General features: G+C 41.4%; 19 protein-coding genes. 15 read left to right on the top strand and 4 right to left on the bottom strand.

The window, feature by feature from the left end; genetic code table 11:
• Positions 1-136: 136 nt before the first annotated feature.
• Positions 137-772, bottom strand: coding sequence for a hypothetical protein (locus ACQY3F_RS04850; RefSeq protein WP_428353823.1), 636 nt, complete (start codon positions 770-772; stop codon positions 137-139).
• Here ACQY3F_RS04850 and tnpC point away from each other — a divergent pair.
• Positions 771-2,336: an IS66 family transposase gene (tnpC, locus tag ACQY3F_RS04845; RefSeq protein WP_428353782.1), complete on the top strand. Its 1,566-nt coding sequence runs from the start codon at positions 771-773 to the stop codon at positions 2,334-2,336. The two genes, ACQY3F_RS04850 and tnpC, sit on opposite strands and share 2 nt — an antisense overlap.
• Here tnpC and ACQY3F_RS04840 read toward each other — a convergent pair whose 3' ends face one another.
• The 3 genes from ACQY3F_RS04840 to ACQY3F_RS04830 all read right to left on the bottom strand — a co-directional run bounded on the left by ACQY3F_RS04840 (position 2,337) and on the right by ACQY3F_RS04830 (position 10,072).
• Entirely contained in the window at positions 2,337-2,795 is a 459-nt protein-coding gene (locus ACQY3F_RS04840; RefSeq protein WP_428353822.1) for a hypothetical protein, read from the bottom strand.
• Between the two features lie 429 nt (positions 2,796-3,224).
• The gene (locus tag ACQY3F_RS04835) at positions 3,225-5,117 is read right to left on the bottom strand and encodes a B12-binding domain-containing radical SAM protein (RefSeq protein ID WP_428353821.1); all 1,893 of its coding nucleotides are present in this window, start codon (positions 5,115-5,117) and stop codon (positions 3,225-3,227) included.
• Positions 5,118-5,281: 164 nt separating this feature from the next.
• Positions 5,282-10,072, bottom strand: coding sequence for an NAD-glutamate dehydrogenase (locus tag ACQY3F_RS04830; protein ID WP_428353820.1), 4,791 nt, complete (start codon positions 10,070-10,072; stop codon positions 5,282-5,284).
• A gap of 179 nt (positions 10,073-10,251) precedes the next feature.
• Between ACQY3F_RS04830 and ACQY3F_RS04825 the strand changes: the two genes are divergently transcribed.
• The 14 genes from ACQY3F_RS04825 (at position 10,252) to ACQY3F_RS04760 (ending at position 26,487) form a co-directional block, all read left to right on the top strand.
• Positions 10,252-11,613: an IS1380 family transposase gene (locus ACQY3F_RS04825; protein ID WP_428352976.1), complete on the top strand. Its 1,362-nt coding sequence runs from the start codon at positions 10,252-10,254 to the stop codon at positions 11,611-11,613.
• 941 nt (positions 11,614-12,554) lie between these two features.
• A complete protein-coding gene (soxY, locus tag ACQY3F_RS04820; RefSeq protein ID WP_428353819.1) occupies positions 12,555-13,013 on the top strand; it encodes a thiosulfate oxidation carrier protein SoxY in 459 nt (152 codons plus the stop codon).
• 1 nt (position 13,014) lies between these two features.
• Positions 13,015-13,326 (top strand): thiosulfate oxidation carrier complex protein SoxZ, encoded by a 312-nt coding sequence (soxZ, locus tag ACQY3F_RS04815; RefSeq protein ID WP_428353818.1) that lies wholly within the window; start codon positions 13,015-13,017, stop codon positions 13,324-13,326.
• Positions 13,323-14,165: a sulfur oxidation c-type cytochrome SoxA gene (soxA, locus tag ACQY3F_RS04810; protein WP_428353817.1), complete on the top strand. Its 843-nt coding sequence runs from the start codon at positions 13,323-13,325 to the stop codon at positions 14,163-14,165. Before soxZ ends, soxA begins: the two co-directional genes overlap by 4 nt.
• The gene (moeA, locus tag ACQY3F_RS04805) at positions 14,162-15,424 is read left to right on the top strand and encodes a molybdopterin molybdotransferase MoeA (protein WP_428353816.1); all 1,263 of its coding nucleotides are present in this window, start codon (positions 14,162-14,164) and stop codon (positions 15,422-15,424) included. The genes soxA and moeA overlap by 4 nt, the downstream gene beginning before the upstream one ends.
• A 353-nt stretch (positions 15,425-15,777) precedes the next feature.
• A complete protein-coding gene (locus tag ACQY3F_RS04800) occupies positions 15,778-15,870 on the top strand; it encodes a hypothetical protein (RefSeq protein WP_428357613.1) in 93 nt (30 codons plus the stop codon).
• A gap of 3 nt (positions 15,871-15,873) precedes the next feature.
• Complete coding sequence (locus ACQY3F_RS04795; RefSeq protein ID WP_428353815.1) at positions 15,874-18,606, top strand: N-6 DNA methylase; 2,733 nt, start codon at positions 15,874-15,876, stop codon at positions 18,604-18,606.
• The gene (locus ACQY3F_RS04790; protein WP_428353814.1) at positions 18,599-19,897 is read left to right on the top strand and encodes a restriction endonuclease subunit S; all 1,299 of its coding nucleotides are present in this window, start codon (positions 18,599-18,601) and stop codon (positions 19,895-19,897) included. The genes ACQY3F_RS04795 and ACQY3F_RS04790 overlap by 8 nt, the downstream gene beginning before the upstream one ends.
• Positions 19,898-20,010: 113 nt before the next feature.
• Complete coding sequence (locus ACQY3F_RS04785) at positions 20,011-20,541, top strand: REP-associated tyrosine transposase (protein WP_428353813.1); 531 nt, start codon at positions 20,011-20,013, stop codon at positions 20,539-20,541.
• A gap of 109 nt (positions 20,542-20,650) precedes the next feature.
• Positions 20,651-21,718 carry a type II toxin-antitoxin system antitoxin DNA ADP-ribosyl glycohydrolase DarG gene (gene darG, locus ACQY3F_RS04780; RefSeq protein WP_428353812.1) on the top strand — a complete coding sequence of 356 codons (1,068 nt, stop codon included), beginning with the start codon at positions 20,651-20,653 and terminating at the stop codon, positions 21,716-21,718.
• Positions 21,719-21,776: 58 nt separating this feature from the next.
• Complete coding sequence (locus tag ACQY3F_RS04775) at positions 21,777-22,307, top strand: REP-associated tyrosine transposase (protein WP_428353811.1); 531 nt, start codon at positions 21,777-21,779, stop codon at positions 22,305-22,307.
• Positions 22,301-22,447, top strand: coding sequence for a hypothetical protein (locus ACQY3F_RS04770; RefSeq protein WP_428353810.1), 147 nt, complete (start codon positions 22,301-22,303; stop codon positions 22,445-22,447). Before ACQY3F_RS04775 ends, ACQY3F_RS04770 begins: the two co-directional genes overlap by 7 nt.
• Positions 22,448-22,516: 69 nt before the next feature.
• A complete protein-coding gene (locus ACQY3F_RS04765; protein ID WP_428353809.1) occupies positions 22,517-25,783 on the top strand; it encodes a type I restriction endonuclease subunit R in 3,267 nt (1,088 codons plus the stop codon).
• The gene (locus ACQY3F_RS04760; protein WP_428353808.1) at positions 25,780-26,487 is read left to right on the top strand and encodes a M48 family metallopeptidase; all 708 of its coding nucleotides are present in this window, start codon (positions 25,780-25,782) and stop codon (positions 26,485-26,487) included. The genes ACQY3F_RS04765 and ACQY3F_RS04760 overlap by 4 nt, the downstream gene beginning before the upstream one ends.
• The last annotated feature ends 97 nt before the right edge of the window (positions 26,488-26,584 follow it).

Below are 26,584 nucleotides of genomic sequence, written 5' to 3'. Positions count from 1 at the left end.
GTCGGGCTGATCAACAAAAAGCTATTTTCATAGAGCGCATTAAATGAATTCCTACTATCGTGCCGGGCTTGTCCAACAAACGGTTCAGATTGTGGCTCGCTTCGCGATCACAATCTAACCTTATTCGTTAGCTGATTTAACCTTCAACACTAGGCTCTTCTAGTGGTATATTTTTCTTATTACAATATTCTGATATTTCTGACTCACTTTTAAATACTTCATCACAAGAATCTATCAACTCCTTTTCGGTCGTTGCTACATATCTTTCTTGAGCGGTAAGTACCTTTTCCGTAAGTTCAATAAAGCTTTCAAAGCTATTATTAATTTTACATAACTTATCAATTGTTTTGTAATCTAGCTCTTTGTATGATGACTGAAATAATATTTTACTTTCGTATGGGTTAGACTTTAACTCAATAACCCCTATTCCGAATGACTGATTTAAACGACCAATTTCTTCCATCAAACTACTATTTATTTCAAATGCAACTAAATACCCGTAATTTGCCCAACTTGAATTAGATACAGCTTGAAAATAAGATTTTTTCAGTTCATAGTCGGTATTAATTTCTTTTTTTAGTTCGTAGGAAGTGAATTTAAACACATCTTTTTTATTTAATGCCTTCATAAAAGCATTATTAACCTTTGAAGACAGTTTCAAAAAATTTATTCCAACTATATCGTAAATATTCAGACCCCTACCGACAAACTTGACAACTAATTTAAAAAAGGCTTGTAACTTTATGATACCAAGAAGTATTATGTAGGCCATGCAATTAAGTAATCAGGATCTAAGCCAACTTGACGAAGAAGAGCTTCTAAATTTATCAGAAGAAGAGTTACGTCGTCTTTCAATAAGATTGCTTACAGATTTAAAGGAAGCTCGTGAACGGTTAAGCCAGAATTCCCATAATAGTTCTCGGCCTCCAAGCAGTGAAGCACCATGGGAAAGGGACACTCAAAAAGATTCCAGTAATGATTCCGAAGAGGAACAAGAAGCGACTTCAGATAAAAAAGAGTCATCTCCTACTGAAAAGCCCAATAAAACATCCAGACAGTCCCCGAAAAATGAAACAGAAGAACAACGAAAACCAGGGAAGCAACTTGGAGCCAAGGGTTTTGGGCGACAACAAAAAATAGTGATCACAGACTATCAGGAACATTTTCCTGAAATATGTGAATGCTGCCATCAACCATTAAATGACCATTTCAAAAAAGCATACACGGCTTTTGAAACCATTGATATCGTATGGTCTGATGAGAAAAATCCAGGCCTGAGGCTAACGAATACCAAGCATAGCTATTATGAAGTCACCTGTCACTGTGGACATATTACAATAAAAGAACCGCATCGTTCCAATTCCGATGGCACCTTGCAGGATATAAACTGTAGCCAATGGAGATTGGTAGGTCCGGGGCTTGCAGCATTAATTATATGCCTTACTTATCGCATGCGGCTTTCACGAGAACGTGTCCAAGAGTTTTTATGTGATTGGCTAGGGTTACAGATTAGTGTTGGCACGATTAACAATACATTACATGAAAGCGGCGCAGCAGCAATGCCTATAGAAGCTGAATTAGTAAAGGAAGTCGTAGAAAGTAATCTACTTCATGTTGATGAAACTTCCTGGATGGAACTCACCACTTTTTTATGGCTATGGGTTTTTAGTACAGATACCGTCACAGCCTACTGGATTTCAACTCGGTCATCAGAACTGATTGAAAACATCCTGGGTCAAGCATATTGCGGCTGGCTAATGAGTGATGGTTACCAGGTTTATCGAAAATACCTTAATCGAGCTCGTTGCTGGGCTCACCTGATTCGTAAGGCAAAAGGCTTAAAAGAGGGCTTAAATAAAGACTCTCAGCTATTTGGAGAACAAACACTCAAATTAATGAACATGCTTATGACAGCAATTCGTGAAGCACGGCACCACCCTCCAAACTCGCCACTGACGGAAATTTACCAAACGCAATTGATAGCCTATCGGCAACTGTGTGAACAAATGAAAGCATCAACACACACAAAGACCCATGCGCTAGCAACAGAAATGCTCAATGATTGGGAGGCTATCTTTCGGGTACTCGAATTCCCTCATTTACCCTTAACCAATAACGAAGCAGAACGTGCCTTACGGCACTGGGTTATATTAAGGCGAATCAGCTATGGAACACGAACTGAAGAAGGTTCATGTGTGTTTGCTATTTTGATTAGTGTCATCGAAACCTGTAGAAAAAGGCAGCAATCCCCATGGATATATTTAGCGGCCGTTATTCACAATCAGCGGGTAGGTGTTGCGGTTCCTAAGCTACCAATTGTTAAGGGGTCTGAATAATTACACTATATCTGGATGTATCCATTTTTGATGGTTATCGATATTATTTTTTGACTGTTCATGATAAATTGTCTTTGCAAAAATATCTTGGCTATGTAAATAACTACTTAATAATTTATGTAAATCTCTTTCTTGATATGCTTTTATCCCTGAAGATTTCTGCTCTAAATTTACAGGAGTCTTTTTCTCTTCACTGACTATTATATTTTCTAAATTTAACTCATCTTTATATTTAGTTAAATAATAAACATAAGTACCATTTTTCGATTTAATTCTTTTTACCCTAACATCATTCTTTCTAATGAAATCACCAAGCTGAGCTGATATGGTTGCTTTAGGTGTTTTTCCTTGCTCAAATTTATAATAGTTATTCTCAATAATATGATTATAAACTTGCGCATGATTTACTAGTGATTTCAGATCATCTAAGCTTTGCAATATTGCTTCTTTAATTACCATACTATTTTTTATATCTCATTAAGCTAACATTGTTAATACATGGAAAAAATTCCACCTACCGCCTATATACAATGTAAAAAATTCCATGTATCAAAATATTAAACCATTTAAACTGGAATTTTTTACTTGTTTTTTCCACTTTTAAAATATTAGCACCTATTTCATGGAAAGCAAGATAAACCCGATAAAAAAACATGGAAAATATTGCACTTCAATAAGTTATTGGAATTGGCAAAATTTCTAGATTAAAATACGACTAAGTAGTTGTTTATATTTCTTTATTTTACGTATATTATTTTCTTTACTGTTGTAATCATAGATATTATTAATAATAAATTCCAGTTATTACTGATATTTCCCTTATAAAATGGAAAATATATTTTAAATTCTGGAGTCAGCCAACTTATAAAGCTCAGGCAAGCACTCCCGTCAAAACAAACACCCTTCAATATAATCCTCTGCCACACTGCTTTCCCCCACCTCATTATCAAACCAGAACGAAGCAGGATATTCAAATCCTGTATTATGCATATAATTGTACAAGGCCTTTTTTAAGCCCAACCCCAGCATTTCATGATCGGTCTGTACTGAATCTATGTAATTGATATCATTTTCAGCAAATAAAACATTTTCATTTGCGATTAATTCTATGCCATACGCTTCGGGATTAAGCCCAACCGGACTGTGAATGGTCGCCGCAAATCGGTGCCAATAGGCAGACTGAATGCATCCCTGTTGCATTAATTGTCTGACATATTCTAGTGCATCGACTGTTTCTTGTTCGGTCTGGCTGGGGAAGCCGTACATTAAGTAGGCGTGTACCAAAACACCTGCATCGGCAAAGGCTTTGGTGATTCTTGCTACCTGGGCGACGCTAACCCCTTTTTGCATTAAGTCTAACAGTCTATCTGAGGCGACTTCCAGCCCACCGCTGATGGCAATACAGCCTGAGTCTGCCAGTAATTGACATTTTTCTGGTGTAAAAGTTTTTTCAAAGCGGATATTCCCCCACCAGGTAATCACGATATCCTGCTCTATCAATTTTATTGCCAAAGCAAATAAGGCTTTAGGTGGAGCAGCTTCATCGACAAAATGAAAGCCTGTTTGTCCGGTCTGAGCAATCAATGTTTTGATACGCTGGAGGGTAATATCCGCCCCGGCATCATCGTAATGACCGATATAATCCAGGCTGATATCACAAAAGCTGCATTTGGCCCAGTAACAACCATGGGCGATGGTGATTTTATTCCAGCGGCCATCACTCCAGATACGATGCATAGGATTCAGCATTTCACATAAGGACAGGTATTTATCAACTGGCAGGCCTGTATAATCAGGCGTTCCTACCTCTTTTTGTGCGATGTCATGTAGCTCTGTACTGGTCTTAAAGACAACCTGCCCTGCTTCTAGCAGATAGGTTCTATACAACTGATCGCTTTGCCCCTGAATGTTTTCTAACAGGGTTAATAAGGGGCGCTCACCATCGTCCAGGCAAACATAATCTATAAATTCAAAGAGTCGCGGCTCTTTTAAGGCGCGTAACTCGGTATTAACAAAACCGCCGCCCAAGATGATTTTAATGTCCGGGTTATGTTGCTTACAGTATTTTGCGGCTTGTAATGCTCCCAGCATATTACCCGGAAACGGTACGCTAATGGCTAATACCTGTGGGCTTTCTTCGGCTAAATATTGCTGCATAAGTTGCGCAATAATTGTCTCGCTATAATTGGGTTCAGTGGGATGTAGTGCTGTGCATAAATCATCAAAACTGGGGTTTGACGCGGCGAGCCGCTCTGCATAACGTGAGACTTCAAAGTAGGGATCAACGCCTTCTTTAATCACTGCGGCGATATCGTTGATAAATAAAGTGGCTAAATATTTTGCCTTGTCTTGTACACCCAATAGGCCAAAAGCCTGGGCTAATACTTCGCTGTTGATTTCTTCCATTTGCTCTAGCGTTTCAAATTGCGGGCCTTCTGGTAAGAAACGGCGGGAGCTAATGCGTATCGCTAAACTAGGGTCTTTGCCTTGTAAAAAACCAATGACAGCATCGATGCATTGGTAATACTGCGTATAATTTGCCAGAAAATGATAAATACTATCGGGCAGATCTTCATCATCAATCTCGGCATAATTGTCTTCAAGCTGATTAAATAATGCTTCCAGCCCAGATCGTGAAAAGAGTTTAAGTATCAGGTCTATCGCTAAATCACGCTGTACCGCAGCATAACCGTGCAGCTTTAAAAACCCGGTTAAATACGCTGTTGCGGGATACGGCGTATTAAGCTGAGTCATGGGCGGCGTTATTAGTAGTACTTTCATTTAACTAGAAAATCAGTTGGGCGCGGAATTATAGCGCAAGATATTGGGGTCACAGTGCATTCAAAAAATCTTAGATTCACCCTTAGGTTAATCGGGAATTTTTTGGAAGTGCTGTGGAATAAAGAGCTTTTGCTAGAAACCGTGAGCAACTGATTTTTCTAGTTTTAAATAGCATAAACCGTCAAATTCCAGCTATTACCCAAGATCACCACGATCTTTTCTAATTGCACACTATCATCGGCTTCAGCTGAATGCACCAGCGCCATATAGCGCTCAAATGTCACACTGTTCTTACCCTGCCAGCTTTCTAATTTAGCCGTAATGCTATGCTCTTCTTCTGCCAATACGCTTTGCAAGAGTACGCAACTGATCTGATTATATTCATCTATTACTGCTCTCCGGGATAATGCTTCCCAGGTGGTTTCTTTGGGTAAGAGTAATATTTGCTGATATAACCAACCTAAATTTAATGCATCGGCTTGAAAAAAAAGGCCTTTCGTCACTTCGGTTAGTGAGTATTCGCTTTTCTTATGTACCTTGATAGCATTTAAACAAGCAAATAAGGCATCGCTCTGGGCAATTTTTAACGCCAGCGGCGCACTCACATCTGCTTTAATTAATTCATCTACCTGTTGATCCATCATTTTTTGTGCGTCTTCTGGGACTAGCCCTGACAATGCTTCGGTAAGTTCTTCGATGCTTGCAACATAGTGCTCTGCCCCTTCAGCTTGCGGCTCGTTGCGCACAAACCAGTACATTGCACGCTCCACCCATTTCCTGATGCGCAATTTGATGTCTTCTTGCACCTCTGCACTAATAGCGCCATCGAGTTCATTCTGCATTTTCCATATTGCATCTATTTCAAACACTCGGCAAACCAGATTATAGGTATTAACGAGTTCCGCAACGGTACAATTTAACTCTTGCATAAACCGGTGCGGAAAAACAATGCCCAACCTGTTAACCAGGCTATTAATTAACTGGTTGGCAACAATTTGCTTACCCAGTCGATGTTGTTGAATTTGTTCCGCGTATATCGTTTGCAGTTGGGTCGGAAAATAATCTGACAAGATATGTTGATAAAGATTTAGGTTAATACATTTTGACTCGACTAATAAATCTGTTTTTAATAACTGCTTCGTGTACGCCAGTAATACCGATATTTCAGGGCGTGTCATCCCCTTACCAGAAATTTTACGCGTTTGTAAAACTTTTTCATTCGGTAGTTTTTCTAAAACGCAGTCCATATTAGCTCTAGTCTCAAGCGTATTAACCAATTGTTTTAAACCTGGCATCTCAAGCAACGACTCTGACTGAATCATACTTATGGCATGGTTTTGTTGATAGTTATTACTTAATACTAAGTCGGCAACCTGCTCAGTCATACTCTCCAGTAGTTTATCTCGTTGCTTTGCCGTCAAGTCCCCTTGTAAAACCAGGCTATTAAGCAGGATTTTTATATTTACCTCATGATCTGAACAATCAACGCCCGCAGAATTATCGATAGAATCTGTATTGATACTGCCATTATTAAGTGCATATTCAATACGGCCTAGCTGCGTAAAGCCCAGATTACCGCCTTCGCCAACGATTTTACAGCGTAATTGCCCGGCATTAATGCGTAATGCATCATTCGCACGGTCGCCAACATCGCTATTAAGTTCTGCTGCTGCTTTCACATAAGTACCAATACCGCCATTCCAGAGTAAATCTACAGGTGCAGCTAAGACAGTCTTAATCAGTTCATTAGGTGTTAGTTGCGCCTGGGTAATGCCCAGTGCTTCTTTAACCTCATTACTTAAGATCACGATTTTATCCAACCGGGAATAAACGCCACCCCCTTTAGAAATTAAGCTGGGGTCATAATCAGTCCATTTAGGACTATGCATCTCAAATAAACGCTTGCGCTCATTAAAGCTGGCTTCAGTGTTTGGATTGGGATCTAGAAAAATCGAATTATGGTTAAAGGCCGCAATCAATTTGATTTTATCTGACAATAACATGCCGTTTCCAAAAACATCACCGGCCATGCCACCAATACCGATCACGGTAAAGGCATTTTTCTGTATATCTATATCTAGGTTTTCAAAATGATGTTGTACGGATACCCAGGCACCCCGCGCGGTAATACCCATTTGTTTATGGTCATAGCCTACCGACCCACCCGATGCAAAGGCATCTCCTAACCAGTAGTTATAGTCGAGAGAAAGAGCATTGGCATAATCTGAAAAACTTGCCGTGCCTTTATCTGCTGCAACGACTAGATAGGGATCGTCTGCATCATAACAATTAACTTGCTTGGGTTTAATGACATCATTCGCCGCATAATTATCGGTAATATCCAGTAGGCCGCGTATCAATAGCCGATAACAGGCAACCCCTTCCTCTGCTTTGGTTTCTTTAGTACACGCGGTTTTAACGACAAAGCCCCCTTTTGCACCAGTAGGTACGATCACCGAGTTTTTAGTCATCTGCGCCTTCATGAGCCCTAAGACTTCGGTTCTAAAGTCCTCACGTCTGTCAGACCAGCGCAGGCCGCCTCTTGCGACCGGTCCGCCGCGTAAATGTATGCCTTCCATACGCGGAGAATAAACAAATATTTCGTAATAAGGCACGGGCGATGGAATTTCATCTACCCTGGCAGAATTAAATTTAATGGATAAATAGGGAACACCCTGCTCATCGACACTTTGTTTAAAAAAATTAGTACGCTCAGCCGCTAAAATCAAATTCAAATAGCGCCTGAGTATACGGTCTTCATCCAGTGATATGACCTGATCAACCTGCTCCTCTATTGCTGCTACAGTCTGGCTATTGTCCACGGCTAAAGTATTGTCCGTATTAAAGCGCTGATAAAATAGCTCAACCAGCAAGGTAGCAACACTTGCATTGCGTATTAATGTTTCCTGCACATAGCTTTGGCTAAAAGCAATCCCTATTTGGCGCAAGTAAAAATACAACGCCCTTAATATATTGATATCTTGCCATGACAGTCCTGCATTAATCACTAATGCATTAAAGCCATCATTTTCAACTCGTCCCATCCAGCATTGCTCAAAGGCTTCCTGAAACTGAGGCTTAAGTTCTTCAATATTAAGCTGATCAACATGATCATAGGCAAGACCAAAATCATGAATCCAGAAGGGATTTTCCTGACTATGCTTATTAATTTCATAAGGGTGTTCACTACAAACTTTTACCCCCATATTTTCCAGCATAGGCAGGCTACGCGATAGTGAGGCCACTTTGCCGAAGCAGTATAATTTAAAATACAGTTGTTTTTGTCCCGAAGCGGTTAACGGGCTATAGAGAAAGCCTAGGGCAGATAGGTTTTCACCTTCGAGTTGCTCCAGGCGCTTTAAATCCAGTAGTGCTGTACGTGCTGTTACCGCTTCCCTATACGCTGCAGAAAAACCCTGCTCGTAGGCGTGCAAATAGCTATTGGCTTCGGCTTCCCCGTATTGAAAATGCAGTTCAGTCTCTAGCTCATCATGCCAATTAGATAAGGCATTAATAATGCGCTGCTCAATTTCTTTAACCTCAAAATCTATACAACACTTAACTGTACTATGAATAATAAAATGAATTCTTGCCAGAATTGATTCTGAAAGTTTTACGCTAAAATCTAAATCACTGCCCTTAAAAATATCCAGCAGGATTTTCTGAATCTTTATCCTCGACCCTGTGTTGTAGCGCTCTCGCGGGACAAAGACTAAAAGCGACACAAAATGGCTATAGACTTCATGACGCACAAACACTCGTACCCGTTGGCGTTCTTGTAATTGTAAAACCCCAGTCACACAGTCTGATAAATCTTCAAGTTGAGCTTGAAATAATTCATCTCGCGGTAATGAATTAATAACAAACAATAATGCTCTTTCAGTATGACTGCTGTTTACAAACTCGGACTGCTGCAGCAAGGTTTGCATTTTACTACGCACTAGCGGAATAGTATCCAGTTCACAGGTATAGGCAGAGGAAGCATATAAGCCTAAAAATCGAATTTCTCCGCTAACGAGCCCGGCAGCATCATATTGTTTAATTCCGATATAATCCATAAACACAGGTCGATGCACCGTCGCTTTACTGGTCGCTTTGGTAATCAATAGCGGGTTATCATTATTCAACAACTGATAGGCATCATCACTAATCGGCAGAAAATTCGCCTCTGGAATTTGCGCTATATTATCGCGCAGTATGCCCAGGCCCGTTTGCTCAATCACACTAAAGCCATTGGTTTCATCCTGCTGGATAATGCGATACTCTCGATAACCCAGAAACACAAAATGACCATCTTTCAACCATTGTAAAAATTCTATAGGCTCCTGTAATTCGGGCTGGTTTTTCTCAGATAAGGCAGTGATTGCTGATTCCATTTTATCCAGGCTTTTTGCCCAATCATCGGTTACCGCACGCACATCACGTAGAACCTCCTGCAGACTCACTTTAAGTTGTGCAATCAGCTCACTATCACTTTGCCGATTAATCTCTATATGTAAAACACTTTCCTGAGTTGTCTCCTTCATCTCTGTTTTACTAATCTCTAGCAATTTTCCGCTGCTATCCCTGCGTACCCAGTAAACGGGATGAAAAACCAGCTGATTTACCAGACCATAGCGATTAATTTCCATCGTAAGGGATTGCAGGATAAACGCCCGATCGGGGGAAACGACTTCTATAACCGTATGCGAACTTTGCCAGCCATGCTCTTCTACACTGGGGTTATAAATATGAATTTTTTCCTTACCCTTAGGCAAATCCAGAAAAAGATTCCAATGCGATAATACTGCACCATACAAATCTTCTACAGAAGTATTTGCGATTTCCTCAAAGGCGCTGAAACTAAAATAGTGCCGGGCAAACAAGATTAATTGCTCAACACTTGCATCTTTAATTTCATTGCGTATGTATTGCTCTAAAGTTTCCAGCATACTTTCAATATTTTTATATTCCATGTGCCACTCCTGAAATTTATCCGGCTATCGGATAATATGTACTCTATATTAATATGATAGTTCTTAGTGACTAAAAATACTACCTAAATCCTGCAAGCATTATACATAATAATCCACAAAACTCCTTATTAAACAATGATATAATATCATTTTCCTGATTTCACTATCTCATTGTTTTAATGAAGCCCTCTAAAGTATCAAAATCCTCATCTCACGTAAGAAACCGTACCCGAACGGTAAAAATGACATCTACAGCACATGGATTGACAAGCCAGGCGGGACTGATTCCCGTCGTGAAATATTTAGACAGGATAGGTTTTGAAAAAACCGTAAAACAAAGCGTTCCACATCGGCGGGGTGAAAATGCAGACCATCACTTATCTGATGTGGTTCTATTGACGTTGGTTGGCATGATGGGGGGAGCAACATCAATGGCAAAGGTGACGACCGTATGGGCAGATAGCGTACTGCGCAAAGTAGCTGGCTGGATAAAGATTCCTGTTGAAACCACAATTTTACGGATCTTTAAAGAAGTAAGTGATAGGCAGATAAGCCAGTTTGAAACGCTCACGCATACTTTGCGTGGTCAACACTGGCGGCGATTGCTTCGTTCCGGAAAATCGAAAACTGGCATACAATCCGTCCAGTGGGTCGATGTCGATTCAACTGTGGACACCGTTTGTGGTCGACAAGAAGGAAGTGCCAAAGGCTTCAACCCCAAAAAGAAAGGTGCCCGTTCATACCATCCACAACTCGCTTTTCTAGCGGAAACAAAAGAAATTTTACAAGCCTGGTTCCGGACAGGCAATGCCTTTACAAGCAATGGTGTTGTAGAATTTACCAAACAGTTACTTGCACACTTGCCCAATCGGATGCGCATTATTTTTCGCGGTGACAGTGGTTATTTTGTCGGTGATTTGCTTGAATTTCTCGATACCAGAGGGCATGGGTATCTAATAAAGGTTAAACTTAAGAATTTGAACGCATTGCTGGCCAAACAGGCCTGGACAGCCATACAAGGCCGACCCGGTTGGGAGCAGAGCGAGTTTCAATATCGTTGTGGTGGCTGGTCTCGCTCTCGTCAGTTTGTCGCGGTCAGGATAAAGCAACCTAAACAAGTGACAGGACCTCAGTCCGAGCTTTGGGATACGGCAGAATATGACTATTTTTGTTATGTAACAACTGAACCTCTATCGCCTTGGCAAACACATAAGAAGTATGGTGAACGAGCGACGTGCGAAACATGGATTGAAGAAGCAAAATCACAAATGGGTTTAGGTAAAATCAGAACGAATCAATTTCTGGCTAATGCCGCATTATTTCATTGCGCCGTTCTTGCCTACAATACCGTGCGCTGGATGGCTCAATTGAGTGGCAACAAAACGTTGTGCCAATGGGAGCCGGATACACTTCGTACTTATCTGATTCGGGTGGCTGGAAAATTACTCACAGGCAATAATCAGCTGAGAGTCAGAACACCTGCAGGTCCGCTCTATCCACAGGAATGGGATGATTGGGTTAAGGTGGGGTTACTCGCTTAACATTAACCGAAGTTAAGTCACTTTGATTAAAAGGTCATGGCACGTTGGCAGGGTGTTTATTGCCTTGGGCTCGGGGGATATCCATACGATACAAAAAATTTCCTCTATTTATGATTTAAATCTGGATATTTTGATCGGTTGGACAAAGAGGGCTGGCAAAGCGGCAGTAAAAACCTAATAACCACTTAGCTAGACAGGTTAATGAGAGTCAAAATATGGGCTTGCAGGATTTAGGTACTAAGTAATATGTACGAAATATACAACCAACCGCTGAAAGACGGGTAGGTTTGAAGGCAAACGAGGATTTAACTAAATCCGGAAGTGACAGGATGTGCTGAGGAACGAAGCGCATCATTCGCGATAGATGCGCTCCGTTCCTCAGCAGCATCCTACCTATTTTAGTCTCACCTTATTATCTTTAATGAATTGCTATGCTTTTGATTTTATTAGATTGGGGTAAGGTCAGAGCTCCTGATCTCGACATAAAGAAATCAAAAGCTTACCGTTTTCACAAGATAATTAGAGGATACTAAAGTGCAAGGTTGGCGCTGAGTATACGAAGCCCAACATGATATTGCACAGTAATTGTTGGGCTTCGCAAGCTCAGCGCCAACCTACCTATCAAGCATTGGCATCAAGTTATTATCCTAGAGTTCAGGTGGTCTGAAGGTGTTCTCAGGGTGAATAGCCCTGTTATTTAGGCGCACCCTATTCTGTTTTAAAATTATCAGAATGTAGCCTGTATGAAGCTTGCGTAATACAGCAATACCTGAGCACCCACTTTCCCGTATTGCGCATTCTCCATACGGGCTACGTAACGGTTTCAGCAACGTAGCTATCGGCAAAAATAAGCTCACTATATTAGTATTTCCCCCATCCGTGATCGCGCGAAGTATAATAGAGTTCATTATTTTTTATTCGCAGATTTTTCAGGACACTCTATGCCCACCACTCGCCGCGATTTTATTACCCGCATGCTCACGCTGGCCGGTTATACTTTAACATTCGCATTTTCCAAAACAGCTTTGGCAAACTGGATAGCAGAAGATTATCGTCGGCAGACTATTGATAGCTCGCTTAAGCAGCTATTTCCTGAACAGGTATTATTAGCAACGAATAAGATTCATTTAAAATTGCCACGTATCGCTGAAAATGGATCGGTTGTGCCTATTACCATTACCAGCACAATTGAGAATGCCGATACTATTTATATACTTTCGGAAAAAAACCCGGTGCCCTTAGTCGCAAAATTTAGCTTGAACCCTGCGTTAGAAACCTATATAGGTGCACGCTTTAAAATGCAGGAAACCTGTGATGTAATCGTTGTGCTAAGAGCAGATAACCAATATTACCAGGCCCGGCAAAAAGTAAAAGTCACTTTAGGCGGATGTGGAGGTTAATATGTCTACCATAAAAATTCGCTGTAAACGCCTGGCTGACTATACCTTAGTGCGCACCCTGATTGCTCACCCAATGGAAACCGGAAAAAGAAAAGATGAAGAAACCGGAGAACTGGTTCCCGCGCATTTTATTCAAACCTTGAGCTTTACGCATAATGAGCAACTGATGAGTGAATGCCAAATGGGTGTCGGCGTTGCAAAAAACCCCTTCTTTTCATTTCGCATAAAATCCACTCAACCGGGCGATACCATCACTATCAGCTGGATAGATAATCTCGGCTATAGTGACACTGCCGAGCATATTATCCGATGATATTTTTTGCCCAATTAAGGACGACTGTTGTTCTATTTTTATTCATTTCCAGCGCTCCAATCTGGGCGAATCCAACAGAAGACCGACAACAAATTCGTGCCGTCTATCAACAACTCTTTCCGCAACTAAGTCTTGAGGATTATGCCGAGGGCGTTTATGCCATAGACCCTGATGCAAAAGATTCCTGGCTGGCTATTGAGGAATTCCCTCCCTACGAACTGGCTCTGGAACAAGGGGAAACTTTATATAAAGCCCCGTTTGAAAATGGCTCCCGCTATGCAGATTGCTTTGCTAATAAGGGTGTGGCTATTGCGCAAGACTATCCCTATTGGGACGAACAGAAACAGCAAATCACTACGCTGGCCAGTGCAATCAATAATTGCCGGCAACGCAATCAGCTCCCTGCCCTAGCCTATGGTAAAGGTGAGATTAGCTACTTATTAGCATATCTGGCATATACCTCACGTGGGCAACGTATTAACACCCAGATCCCAGATAACTCCCCTGCTGCGCTTAACGCTTACGAGCAAGGCAAAGCCTATTTTTACCAACGCCGGGGGCAGCTTAATTTTTCCTGTGCAAGCTGTCATTTAGATAATGCAGGAAAATTTATCCGCTCGGAAATTCTCAGTCCAGCACTAGGTCACACCACACACTGGCCCGCCTATCGCTTAAATACAGGAGAAATGGGAACTTTACACCGCCGTTTTATGGTATGTAATAAACTTATTCGTGCCGATGTCGATCCGGCTCAAAGCACTGCTTTAAAGCAGTTAGAGTATTTTTTAAGTTTTCTCGATAATGGCTTACCACTTAACGGACCCTCTACACGCAAATGATCAATAGTCCCCCGAATTGCGCAGATATTAATGAACCTGGTTTATTGCATTTAGACCTGGCAAAACAGGCGATACAGGATGCGATGCCTGTTCTACAAGAGAGTCAGCAAATACCGATCGAACAAGCAAAAGGGCGCTGTCTGGCTACAAGCATTATCAGCCCAGTTCAAGTTCCCGGTCATACTAATTCAGCAGTCGATGGTTATGCCCTGCATGGTAGCGATTTACCTACAGAAAATACCACGACCAGCCTAACTATTCAGGCGACCGTACTGGCGGGGGAATTCTATACCGAAACGTGTCAGTCCGGACATTGCATACGTATTATGACCGGCGCAGCAATACCCGCAGATCTGGATACGGTTATTATGCAGGAGCATTGTGAGGTTACGCGAAATGTAATTTCAATAGATGCCCGACATAAAAAGGGACAAAACGTGCGCCAGGCTGGAGAAGATATTCATCTGGATGCCATTGTCTTGCAAGTGGGTAAATTATTATGCCCTGCCGACATTGGTTTACTTGCCTCTTTAGGCATTACCGAGATTAAGGTCAAACGTAAATTACGCATTGCCATTGCTTCAACTGGCAATGAAATTTACAGCATTGCCTCTGCAATTCCAGAAGGTGGATTGTACGATAGTAATCGCTACTGCCTACAAGCTGCCTTAGATCGCCCCGATATAGAAATCATCAATCTGGGCATTATTCAGGATAACGAAAGCGAACTACTAAAGCGCTTTAACGAAGCCGCAGACTACGCAGATATTATTATTTCTACTGGCGGAGTCTCTGTCGGAGAAGCTGATTTTACTAAACAGGTTCTGCAAACCAGTGGTGATATCAATTTCTGGAAAGTAGCGATGAAACCCGGTCGTCCTATTGCCTTCGGAAAAATAAAACACAGTATTTTTTTTGGTTTACCAGGTAACCCCGTTGCAGTTCTCGTAACGCTCTATCAGTTGGTTCTACCTGCACTGGAAAAAATGCTCGGCATCACAGATAAACCTATAGCGCCATTAATTAAAGCACGCAGCCTGGAAGCTATGCGTAAAAAACCAGGGCGCACTGAAATTCAACGCGGCATCGTTAGCCAGACTGAAACAGGAGAACTTCAGGTTAAAACTACTGGTAAACAAGGCTCAGGTATCTTAAGTTCGATCAGTATGGCGAATGCTTTTATTATTCTCACACATGATAGAGACAGGATTGAAAAAGGCGACTGGGTGGATGTGCAGTTGTTTTCAGGCTTGTTTTAGGATCGCTTACATGTCTTAGCTCATACGAAATTAAGAAATATGTAAAAGTAATACGGTCACGAAATACCTAAATGCATAGCAAGCTTAATTACAAATCAAGAAAATGATCTCAGCTATTTTACCCGTAAGCATATAGTGACTGTTGTTGGCTTGATGCCCCATAAACAAAATACCTATAAGTCCCTTGAAAACAAAGGGTGCTTTGATTGCGAATTCCTCAATATTCCTTTATTCTCTCACCTAGTATTTAGATGGATAAAGCCATGAGTAACGACATACTAACCTTGAAAGAAGTAGCTGTATATCTCAAGTTAGCTGAGAAGACTGCTTATCGCTAGGCAGCAGAAGGAAAGCTGCCAGGCTTTAAAGTGCGCGGTAGCTGGCGGTTTAAAGAGCCTGATATTGAAAAGTGGATAGAAGAAAAAACATTCAAAAATGAGGGATAGCAAGTGACGTTTAAATTAACTTTGGCGCGATTAGAAAGCCTATTACTAACCGCTTGTGATGACCTTCGTGGCAGCATGGATGCCAGTGAATACAAAGAATATATATTCGGTATGCTGTTCCTCAAGCGTGCAAGCGATCTGTTTGATCAGCGTCAAGCTGAAATGAAGATAGGTCTTGCAGCCCAAGGCATGTCTTCCGAGGATATTGATGATGCTTTGCATGACCCTGATAACTATTCTGGCAAGTATTTTTTTGTTCCCGAGCGCGCGCGTTGGAATCAAGCTTGGGATGAAGAAGTCACTGAAGGTGGTGAAACAAAAATTGTTCATCATCCAGCACTAAAACATGTAAAGGAAAACGTAGGTACTAATCTGAATAAAGCACTTGAAGCGATAGAAGACGCTAATCTTGATGCATTACAAGATGTTCTGAAAGGCATTAACTTCAACAAAAAGATTGGCCAGCGCACACTAGACGATGACACGCTGGCTGATTTTGTTTTGAACTTTGAAAAAATCCCCCTCAAAGATGAAGACTTTGAATTCCCCGATTTACTGGGTGCCGCCTACGAATGGCTAATAAAATACTTCGCAGATTCTGCCGGTAAAAAAGCCGGTGAGTTTTATACACCGTCTGAGGTTGTTCGTATTTGTGTAGAGATTTGTGATCCGCAAGAAGGTATGAGCGTTTATGATCCGACGGTAGGTTCCGGCGGAATGCTTATTCAAATGCACAATTACCTGAGAGAAAATGGGGGTAGTGCAGATGAAATATCGCTTTTTGGTCAAGAAAAGATCGGTACCACATGGTCAATCTGCAAAATGAATATGTTACTGCATGGTATTTCCCACGCAGATATTCGCCAAGAAGACACAATACGCGATCCACAGCACCTAGATGAAACCAACGAACTTAAACGCTTTAATCGAGTGGTTGCTAATCCGCCTTTTAGTCAAAACTACATAAAGAAAGACCTTAAATTTTCAGGCCGTTTCCCCGTGATGATGCCGGAGAAAGGCAAAAAAGCGGACTTGATGTTCATACAGCATATGCTGGCCGTACTCAAACACGATGGTCGCCTCGCCTCTGTAATGCCACACGGTGTATTGTTCCGTGGTGGTGAAGAAAAAGAAGCGCGCAAGCATTTTATTGAACATGGCTATCTGGAAGCCATTATTGGCTTACCCAGTAATCTGTTTTATGGCACCGGTATTCCGGCCTGTATTTTGGTAATGAATAAACAAGGCGCTGCCGAGCGTGACCATGTGCTATTTATAAATGCTGACCGTGAATATCGTGAAGGCAAAGCACAAAACCATTTGCGCCCTGAAGATATAGATAAAATAATTCATGCCTATCGTTCAGGTGAAGATATTCCAGCTTATGCCCGTAGGGTGCCTAAGGCTGAAATAGCCGCTGAGGAATACAATTGTAATATTCGCCGTTATGTGGATAATGCCCCACCACCAGAGCCGCATGATGTGCGCGCACATTTACACGGCGGCGTACCGATTGTTGAGGTTGATAGCCTTGAACATTTTTGGTCTAACTATCCGCAATTACGTGAAGACTGTTTTGTCGCAAGAGATGAAACCTATCTGGATATTGCGCCCGTTATCAATGAAAAACGAGACATTGCCGATTTTGTTAGCACCCACCAAGGCGTAACCACTCGCCATGCTGAGCTAATGGATCAACTTGAAAGCTGGTGGCAAAAAAATCTGCCCCTTGTTGAAGCCTTAGCGCCCGATCCAGAAAACCAACATGCGCATTCCGGCAATGTTTATCAAATGCGCAGTAGCTTGCTGAACAGTATTGCACAAGAGTTGATTGAGCAGCAGTTACTCACCTCTTCACAGGTGCGAGGTGCGTTTGCCAATTACGTTGATACGCTCAAAGCTGATTTTAAGTCCATTGCAGCCAGTGGCTGGGGTGCCGAATTAATCCCCGATCAAGAGATATTGCAAAGCCAGTTTCCAGAAGTGCTAGCAGAAATGGAACAAGCACAAGCGCGTTTAGCCGAACTGCAAGCCTTGTTTGCCGCTGCCAGTGAAGAAGATTTTGAAGACACAGAAGACAGCGGTGTAATGGCCAGTGAAGAAGTAAAAAGTAAAAAGGATGAACTCAAAACTGCCAATACCGAATGGAAAGCACAGCTTAAAACGCTAAAAGCGCTTGCCGGTAATTTATTCATAGAAATCGACAGTGCAGAGTTATTACCTAAAGGTGAGAAAAAAGGGACTTATTGTACTGAAGGATTCACACAAACAGCCCCAGAATTTGAAAATGGCCAACGTATTATTGCCTTAGCCACGCAGGTCAATCATGAATCCGAATATACAGCTCAAATTGTAGAAGCAATAACGCAAGGACAATTGGCTTTTGAACGAGCACAAACGATTACTAAAAGTTTAGAGCGTCATAAAGTGCTAGAGGATGAAGTGAAAGCACTCAAAGCCACTATTAAAGGCATAGAAGGCAAGCGCAATGAACTGGTCGAAAGTGCGCGAGCCAAAATCAATAACAATGAAGCACGAACCGTGATTATTGAACGCTTACGACAAGTGCTGATGAATACCTACCAAGCTTATTTACGCGCTGATCAACGTGCCTGTGTTAAGGCCATTGAAAATTTATGGAGCAAATACGCAGTAACGGCAAAGACTATTGAAAATGCCCGTGATGAAGCCTCTGTGAAATTACAGGCGTTTATGGTGGAGTTGGGGTATGAGTGAGTGGACTTCAACCTCTCTGGAACAATTAGCGGATATCACGAGCGGAGGGACTCCATCACGGAATGTCGATGAATATTGGAATGGTGGAATTTACTGGGTAACACCAACGGACATTACAGCTTGTAATACTAATTTCCTATTTAGTACAAAAGAAAGTATTACGAAAGCAGGATTAGCATCATCATCTGCAAAGCAGTTAGCAAAAGGCACATTGTTGTTTACATCGAGAGCTACTATTGGTGAAATCAAAATTGCAGCCGCTCCTGTTTCAACTAATCAAGGGTTTAAGAATTTATCACCAAAGCCGAATATAGATGGGATATTCTTGTTTTATCAAATTCAAAGATTAAAGAATCAATTTCTTAAGTATGCTGCAGGGAGTACATTTTTAGAAATTAACCGTAAGGATATAGGTAGAGTCAAAATCCCTCATCCTTCCAAAAATACAATACAAAATAAAATCGGTGAAATCCTACAAAACCTTGATCACACCATCGAAAAAACCGAAGCACTGATTAAAAAATACCAGCAAATCAAAGCAGGTTTAATGCACGACCTGTTTACCCGAGGCATCACCGCCGATGGCAAACTCCGCCCACCCAGAGAACAAGCACCCGAGCTGTATCAAGAAACACCGATTGGCTGGATTCCACGAGACTGGACACCTTCAACACTTCGACCATGTTTAATTGATAATCCAACTAATGGAGTATACAAACCAGCAGAATTAATTGGTGAGGGTGCATTAATGGTGGGTCAAACGGCATTCACGAAAGAGAGATCAGTTGATTTTTCATTATGTAGGAGAGGACAAGTCACTGATGATGAGCTTAGGCAATATGGAATTGCTAAAAATAATATTCTAGTAACCAGGGTTTTTGCAACAGTTGATGGCGTAGGTTTACCAACTCTTGTTCCTGACGTTCCTGAACCATCAGTTTATGAATCAAATATGATGCGCCTACGAGTTGCCCCCGATGTTCTAGTGCCACGTTTATTATTTGAATGGCTTAGGAGTCCTAAAGCAAGGAATTATATTCTTACAAACGCAAACGCATCTAACCAAGTTAGCGTCAATCAAGTTGTACTAAATAAACTTCCAGTCTCATTAATGAATGAAGATGAACAGCGGAAAATTGTAATTGTAATTGAGAAGAATGATAAAAAAATTGCAGATGAGAAAGATAATCTTTCAAAACTAAAACAGATGAAAAGCGGTCTAATGCACGACCTCCTAACTGGTAAAGTCCAGGTCAACGTCGATCAATCCGAGACGATCCATGCCACATAACTACACGAGTCTAAACCCTAAAAAAGCACTGATATGGCGTATTGTTCACCGAGATAATTTGCTATATTCTCGTTCCCACGCTCCCGCGTGGGAATGCATACGGAGCTTAACTAATGGGTAGAAGTCGATACAAAATAACCGATCCTGAACAGCCACACTTTATCACCCTAACGGTATTACATTGGATTCCTGTTTTTACACGCCCTGAAACCGTCAGTATTTTATTGGATGCATTAAAATTCTTATCTAAAGATGGCTTGAAGGTGTATGCCTATGTTGTGTTAGAAAACCATTGCCATTTTGTTGTACAAAGCAAGGCATTGGATCGTGACATTGCCCGCTATAAATCCTATACGGCAAAGCAAATGATTCAATATCTTTCTAAAAACAATGTAAAACAAATTTTAGAGCAGTTGGCTTTTTATAAAAAAGCCCACAAAATTGACCGTGCTTATCAGTTTTGGCAAGAAGGCGTACACCCTGAACTGATTCAAAGCGATGAGATGATGAAACAGAAAATAGATTATATTCATCATAATCCGGTAAAGCGGGGTTATGTGGATAAAGCCGAGCATTGGCGCTATTCCAGTGCCCGTGATTATTCGGGGCAGCAGGGTTTACTGGAGGTTTGTAGGCAATGGTAAGTACGGTATGCATTCCCACGCGGGAGCGTGGGAACGAGATAATAGAGCAGCAAGTGGCCGAGCGCGGGCTTGGGCTTGCTGTTTATACACGTACAGAGTGGTACTTCTGATGATTAAATACACACAAGGTAATTTATTGAATGCTGATACTGAGGCATTAGTGAATACCGTGAATACCGTGGGCGTTATGGGTAAAGGTATTGCGCTGATGTTTAAAGAGCGTTTTGTTAAAAATATGAATGAATACGCCAAGGCCTGCAAAGCCAAACAGGTGCAGACGGGTAAGATGTTCATCACTGAAACTGGCGAGTTGATGGGGCCGAAATGGATCATTAATTTCCCGACTAAACAACATTGGCGTAGCCCTTCTAAATTGGAGTGGATAACGGAAGGCTTGAATGACTTAAAGGCTTTTATTATCAATAATAATGTTAAATCCATTGCTATTCCTCCTCTTGGCGCTGGGAATGGGGGGCTGGATTGGCTTGTTGTCCGGGAGAAAATTGATAAGGCCTTATCGGATTTGAGCGACGTTGAAGTGTTGGTTTATGAGCCGACCCATCAATATCAGAATATTGCTATAAAGAGAGGTGTTGAGCAACTCACTGCATCAAGAGCATTGATTGCCGAGCTTGTACGTCGTTACTGGGTGTTGGGCATGGAGTGCAGTTTATTGGAGATTCAAAAACTGGCTTGGTTCCTAGAGCGGGTCATTGAAAAACAGCCTGTTACCAATCCATTAAAACTGAAATTTCAGTCAAATAACTACGGCCCTTATGCTGACAGATTGAGACATGTATTAGATGCACTGGATGGTAGTTACCTTAAAAGTGATAAGCGAATCGCTGATTCTGATCCACTTGATGTTATTTGGTTTGATGATAACAAACGTGACTGTGCCAATGCTTATTTGCATTCAGAGGCCAAAGATTATCTGCCTGCACTTGAATTAACCTCTCAAATTATTGATGGGTTTGAATCACCTTATGGTCTGGAGTTGTTAGCAACAGTTGATTGGTTGATCGAAAAAGAAAACTGCGAACCAAAGGTTGATGCAATAGAACAAGGTCTGAAAAATTGGCCTGCCGGTGAGCGATGGGGCGCAAGGAAAGCAAAGTTGTTTGATCCCCGTGCGATAAGTATCGCCTTAGATCGTTTACAGAGTGTTCACCTGTAATATGTCTGAATTCCTCGTTCCCACGCTCCCGCGTGGGAATGCATACGGAGCTTAACTAATGGGTAGAAGTCGATACAAAATAACCGATCCTGAACAGCCACACTTTATCACCCTAACGGTATTACATTGGATTCCTGTTTTTACACGCCCTGAAACCGTCAGTATTTTATTGGAAGCATTAAAGTTCTTATCTAAAGATGGCTTGAAGGTGTATGCCTATGTTGTGTTAGAAAACCATTGCCATTTTGTTGTACAAAGCAAGGCATTGGATCATGACATTGCCCGCTATAAATCCTATACGGCAAAGCAAATGATTCAATATCTTTCTAAAAACAATGTCAAACAAATTTTAGAGCAGTTGGCTTTTTATAAAAAAGCCCACAAAATTGACCGTGCTTATCAGTTTTGGCAAGAAGGCGTACATCCTGAACTGATTCAAAGCGATGAGATGATGAGGCAGAAAATAGATTATATTCATCATAATCCAGTAAAGCGGGGTTATGTGGATAAGGCCGAGCATTGGCGTTATTCCAGTGCCCGAGATTATTCGGGGCAGCAGGGTTTACTGGAGGTTTGTAGGCAATGGTAAATACGGTATGCATTCCCACGCGGGAGCGTGGGAACGAGATAAAGCGGGGTTATGTGGATAAAGCCGAGCATTGGCGCTATTCCAGTGCCCGAGATTATTCGGGGAAGCTGGGCTTACTGGAGGTTTGCAGGCAATGGTAAATACGGTATGCATTCCCACGCGGGAGCGTGGGAACGAGATGGCCTCCATAGATAAAGCTGAGGTTGCTCATGTCTGAATACACCGAAGTCGAACAACCCTTTCTACAGCAATTAAAATCGCTGGGTTGGATCAGTGTTGATCAAGGCCAGGACATTCCACAAGACCCAAGCAAAAGCTTACGTAAAAACTTCCGCCAATGGTTGTTGCCGGATGTTTTTGAAAAGGCCATTTCAGCGATTAACACTACCAACACAGGTGAAGAGTGGCTAACCAAAAAACAACTTCATGACTTGTATGATCAAATTTTGCGCCAGCCTAATCGTACTTTATTTGAGGCCAACGAAGCCATTCAAAAGTTGCTGTTTAAATCTCAGGTGGATGTTAATGAAATCACCGGAGAACAAGACCCAATAGTCAAGCTGATTGATTTTGACAGGCCTGAAAAGAATACTTTTCACGTTATCAATCAATTCCGAATTGATACACCTGGCTGTGTAAAGCAATTTATCATTCCTGACATTGTATTGTTTGTGAATGGGTTGCCGTTGATTATAGTGGAGTGCAAAAAAGGTGGCGCAACCTGCGCGAACCCAATGCCAGAAGCGTTTGAACAGCTACAGCGTTATATGAACCAGCGTAAGGCGACAAAACAACAGGGGTTAAAAGAAGGCGAGCCTAAACTGTTTCATACTGCGATGATGCTTATCCGAAGCTGTGGTTTAGAGGCTGACTACGGGACAATTACATCGGGTGTTGAGCATTTTTTTCCATGGAAAACCCAATGGCCAAATGATGATGCGAGTGTAGAAGATCTGAATCAACAGCATCAGCTGATTAGCGGACTGCTGAATAAAACCAACTTGCTTAATATTCTGCGGTCCTCAACCCTATTTATGGATACAGATGGCGGACCACGAATAAAAGTGGTGTGTCGTTATCAGCAATTCCGTGCCGCGAATAAAATTATTGATCGATTACGCAATGGCCAGAATGCGCTAGAGAAAAGCGGAGTGGTTTGGCATACCCAAGGCTCTGGAAAAAGCTTAACTATGGTGTTTGTTGCCCGAATGCTGAGAACGTCTAAAGACTTAAATGACTATAAAATTCTATTAATTAATGATCGTGTGGATTTAGAAGATCAGCTTGCTGAAACGGCCACGCTTATTGGTGGCCGTGTCAATACCATAGAGAGTAACAAAGCCTTGCGTGGAGATTTAGCCACCGACAGTTCAGACATTAATATGGTCATGATGCATAAGTTTCAATTGCATGATGAAAACTTACCGTTAAAGGTGGCAGAAGCGCTGGGTACTTATCAAGCTATGCCAAGCAATAAAACATTTGGTGTGGTTAATGCTTCATCACGCATTATTCTTATGATTGATGAGGCTCACCGTACCCAAGGTTCAGATTTGGGTGATAATATTTTTGAAGCTTTTCCCAACGCAGCGCGTATTGCTTTTACCGGTACACCGTTAATTACTAAGCGCCATGGTGAGAAGAAAACGTATAAGCGTTTTGGTGGATATATTGATACCTATCGCTTGATGGATGCGGTTAATGACGGGGCGACTTTGCAGATTTTATACGAAGGGCGTACAGCAGATTCTGCACTTAATGATAAACATGGTTTTGAAACAGAGTTTGAAAATTTATTTAAAGACCGCAGCGATGAAGAGCTGTTAGCTATTAAAAAGAAATACGGAGCTACTGGCGATATTCTGGAAGCTGAGGAACGAATAAAAGCTATTGCTAAAGATATGGTCAACCATTATATAGAGCAAATCTTACCTAATGGTTTTAAGGCACAGGTAGTCTGTCATTCGAAGCTTGCGGCAGTTCGTTATCAATCAGCAATAGCCGAAGAACTTGAAGCGCGTGTAAAAGCTTTAAAGTTAGAATCTGAACCCAATGAAGAGCTGATTAAAAAGATAGCTTTTCTCAAAGCTGCTGTTGTTGTATCGGGTGACGGCACTAATGAGGCCGCTTATATAACCGAAGCTCGAAAGCAGGCAAAAGCATGGAATGCTGTCGATAATTTTTGTCGGTCTTTTGATATGCAAGACCCAGATAAACCTTATACGGGGATCGCTTTTTTAATTGTCTGCGACATGCTACTTACAGGCTTCGACGCACCGATAGAGCAAGTGATGTATATCGATAAGAAAATTAGAGAACATACCTTGCTGCAAGCCATTGCCCGTACCAACCGAGTAAAGAAAGGTAAAAGCAGAGGTTATATTGTTGACTATATTGGTTTGACAGAAAATCTTACAGATGCTTTGACTTTATATGCTGCCGCTGATGAACAGCAGGAATTGGCACAAGGTTTAAAAAGTATTACCTCAGAAATGCCAGTACTAGAAGAACGCTACCAACGCTTATTGCAGTTGTTTAGTGATAATAAGGTGGTGCAAGTAGAAGACTTTGTGCAAGGGAAGTTGTCCAGTATTGAAGCTGATGCTGACGTTGTGCATGAGGCTGTTAACTTATTGAAAGATGAAAAAATACGTGCTGACTTTGATGTGTATTTGAAGAAGTTTTTAATGAGTATGGATATTGTTTTACCACACCAATCAGCTCAACCTTACCGTATACCCGCAAAGCGTTTTGGCTATATACTAAGCGTTGCAAAAGAACGATACAAAGATTCCAGTCTAAGCTTTGGTGATGCGGGTGAAAAAGTCAAAAGATTAATTAACGAACATTTAATCAGCTTAGGCATCAATCCCAAAGTTGCGCCTGTTGAGCTGTTAGCTGATGATTTTATTGAAAACCTCAATAAACATGCGCAGGGTAATGCGGAATCTAAAGCCAGCGAGATGGAGCATGCCATTCGTAAACATTGCACAGTGCATAATGATGAAGATCCTGCATTTTATAAAAGTTTATCGGAGAAGGTTGAAAACCTAATCGATCAACATCAAGAAGACTGGGTAAAATTAGCTGAAGAATTAGAAAAATTACGCACTGAGGCCATGCAAGGTCGTAAAACAGGTGAACAAGGCATGAGCAAAGAAGCCACAACCTTCTACGAACATATTGCTAATGAAGCGTTTGAAAACGGTGAAGTACCGGCAAATGCTAAAACTAAAATGAAGGGTTTGATGGAAGCTATCGTTGAAACACTGCAAGATAGTATTGGTAGCATCGACTTCTGGAATAATGCTGATAAACAAAAGAAAACCCGCAGTGATATTAAAACAGCTTTGACCTTAACCGGTATTATTGAACTTAAGAAAAATCGTGAACGGGTAGCCATTGAAATTATGAAACTTGCAAAGAACCGCCATGATGAACTTATCAGAAGTGCTTCTGAGGGGGATCAGTTATGAATGCAAGACGAGTAAGGGATATTGACTACCAATTACTGCCGGGGAGTGAGCGGAAAACTACCGATATAATCATTGAGCGCAATGGTTCTATAGTTGTACGCCCACCTAATGACTACAGTCCTGAACAAGTTGATGCTGTCGTTGAAAGTAAGCGACTATGGATTTATAGAAACCTGGCTGAATGGAAAGACTTAAATTCAACAGCCGTTGTTCGTGAATGGGTTAATGGTGAAACCTTTTTATACTTAGGGCGATCTTACCGGTTGTCTTTAGTCAGTGAGCAAGATTGTGATCTAAAATTAAAAGAGGGACGATTTTGTTTACATCGTGGACTTATTGAAAAAGGGGGTTCAACTTCTGCTAAATTAGCTTTTGAACACTATTACACCAATAAAGGAATAGATCGTATTAGGCAAAGAGTAAAATATTTTGCTGCAAAAGTGGGAGTAGTACCTGCGTCAGTTAAAATAAAAGACATGAGCTATCGTTGGGCAAGTTGCAGTAAAACCGATGTGTTGACTTTTCATTGGAAGTGCATGATGGCGCCCCCCAAAATCATCGACTATATCGTTGTGCATGAGCTGTGCCATAGTCATCATCGTAATCATACGGATGCTTTTTGGAATGAGGTGGATAAGGTGATGCCTGACTACTGTGAGCGTAAAAACTGGTTGAAAAATAACGGTGCTAATATGGATCTTTAGTACATGTGATTTTGTTATATATTTTTAAAATATTAACCGTTTCAACTTGATGCGTTGATAGCTGAATAAATACTTACTCGTAGTGTAGATCTTAATA

Source organism: Methyloprofundus sp., from assembly GCF_965251085.1.
Lineage (GTDB): Bacteria > Pseudomonadota > Gammaproteobacteria > Methylococcales > Methylomonadaceae > Methyloprofundus.
This window is presented reverse-complemented; position numbering and strand designations above follow the sequence as displayed.